This window comes from Streptomyces sp. OfavH-34-F, from assembly GCF_022347745.1.
Lineage (GTDB): Bacteria > Actinomycetota > Actinomycetes > Streptomycetales > Streptomycetaceae > Streptomyces.
Genome location: NZ_JAKRGC010000584.1, coordinates 1 through 1,777, shown reverse-complemented (window position 1 = coordinate 1,777; position 1,777 = coordinate 1). Strand labels below are relative to the sequence as shown.

Here is a 1,777-nt window from a genome sequence, read left to right as displayed (position 1 = left end):
TGCCGGCGCCGGACCGGCCGGCCGTCGCGCACCGGGCGCCGCGCAACGCGCGCGAGGAGGTGCTGTGCGGGCTGTTCGCCGAGATCCTGGGCGTGCCCCGGGTCGGGCTCGACGACAACTTCTTCACCCTGGGCGGGCATTCACTGCTCGGTGTGCGCCTGGTGAGCCGGGTGCGGTCGGTCCTCGGCGTGGACCGGGGGGTGCGGGACCTGTTCCGGGCCCCGACCCCGGCCGGGCTGCTCGGCGCCCAGGACCCGGACGGCACGGCCGGCGCCATGGGGGTGCTGCTGCCGCTGAACGTCCACGGCACCCGCCGCCCGCTGTTCTGCGTGCACCCGGGCACCGGGGTCGGCTGGTCGTACGCGGGCCTGGCCCGCCACCTCGGGGACGACCAGCCGCTGTACGCCCTCCAGGCCCGCGCGCTGAGCGAGCCCGGCCACCGGCCGCGCACGGTCGAGGAGATGGCCGACGACTACCTGGAGCGCATCCGGCAGGTCCAGCCCTGGGGTCCGTACCGGCTGCTCGGCTGGTCCTTCGGCGGGATCGTCGCGCACACCATGGCCGTCCGGCTGCGCGCGGCCGGTCAGCGCGTCGAACTGCTCGCGCTGATGGACGTCCACCAGACGGGGCCGGGCAGTGTGTCCGTGCTGCCGCCCGGGGAGCCGGAGGCGGCCGTGCCGCTGGACGAGGAGGAGTTGCCGGCCGCGGTGGAGCGGGTGCGCCGCGAGGACCCGGTGCTGGGCGGCTTCAGCGCGGAGGAGGTCCGGGCCGTGCTGCGCGCCTCCGAGACGCACGCGGCGCTCATGGCCCGGCACGTCCCCGGGGTCGCCGACACCGGCGCGGTCTTCTTCACGGCCCGCAGGCCCGGCGAACCGGAAGGCGCGCTGGCCGCCACCTGGAATCCGTTCCTGACGGGGACGGCGGAGAACCACACCGTGGAATGCGGCCATCTCCGGATGACCGAGGAAGAACCTCTCGCACACATCGGGAAAGTCATCGCGGAGAAACTCTCCGCACTGCAGGAAGAAAACCTGCGGGAAAACGAAACGAGGAGTTATTCATGAGCGACATCGTGAACCCTTTCGACGACGCCGAGGGCTCCTTCCACGTCGTGGTGAACGACGAGGGCCAGCACTCCCTCTGGCCGGCCTTCGCCGACATTCCGGCGGGCTGGAACAGCGTCTGGGGCGCCGGTGACCGGGCCGCGGCCCTGGAGTACATCACCGCGAACTGGACCGACATCCGCCCCCGCAGCCTGGTCGAGCAGTACGCCTGACCGGCCTCCCGATCCACGCCGCGCCCCGCAGCTCCTGCGGGGCGCGGCCTTTTCGCGTACCCTCCCGGAATGCGGCCGGCCCGGGAATTCCGGCCCTTCCGCGGGATTTTTCCAGGGGCCGGAAACTGCCGCCGGTTACTGCCGCTCGACTTCCGCTGGAAAAGAATGCGGCTCCCTACCATCGAAGGCATGAAGATAATCCTGAGCGGAACCGCTTCGGACTCCCACACCTGGAACCTCGTCTATCTCGGGCTGTTCCTGGAGGAGCGGGGGCACGACGTCGTCGCGCTGGGCCCCTGCGTGAGTCCCCGGCTGCTCACGGCCGCCTGTCGCCGGCATGCCCCCGACGCGGTCGTGCTCAGCAGCGTCAACGGCCACGGCCACCGGGACGCCCTCGCCGCCGTGCGCGCGCTGCGCGCCGAACCGGAGTCGGCCGCGCTGCCGGTGGCGGTCGGCGGCAAGCTGGGCACCGCCGGGCGCTCCGGCGAGGCGGAGGCGGCC

The 1,777-nt window shown here is 73.0% G+C and carries 3 protein-coding genes; all 3 read left to right on the top strand.

Annotation, left to right across the window (positions count from 1 at the left end):
- The coding region (locus MHW47_RS35125) for a thioesterase domain-containing protein (protein WP_239227868.1) at window positions 1-1,064 on the top strand (1,064 nt) is incomplete at its 5' end.
- Entirely contained in the window at window positions 1,061-1,276 is a 216-nt protein-coding gene (locus MHW47_RS35120) for an MbtH family protein (RefSeq protein ID WP_111339046.1), read from the top strand. The genes MHW47_RS35125 and MHW47_RS35120, both read left to right, overlap by 4 nt.
- Window positions 1,277-1,465: 189 nt before the next feature.
- Window positions 1,466-1,777 (top strand): cobalamin-dependent protein (locus MHW47_RS35115; protein WP_239227867.1); only part of this gene is annotated, 312 nt, incomplete at its 3' end.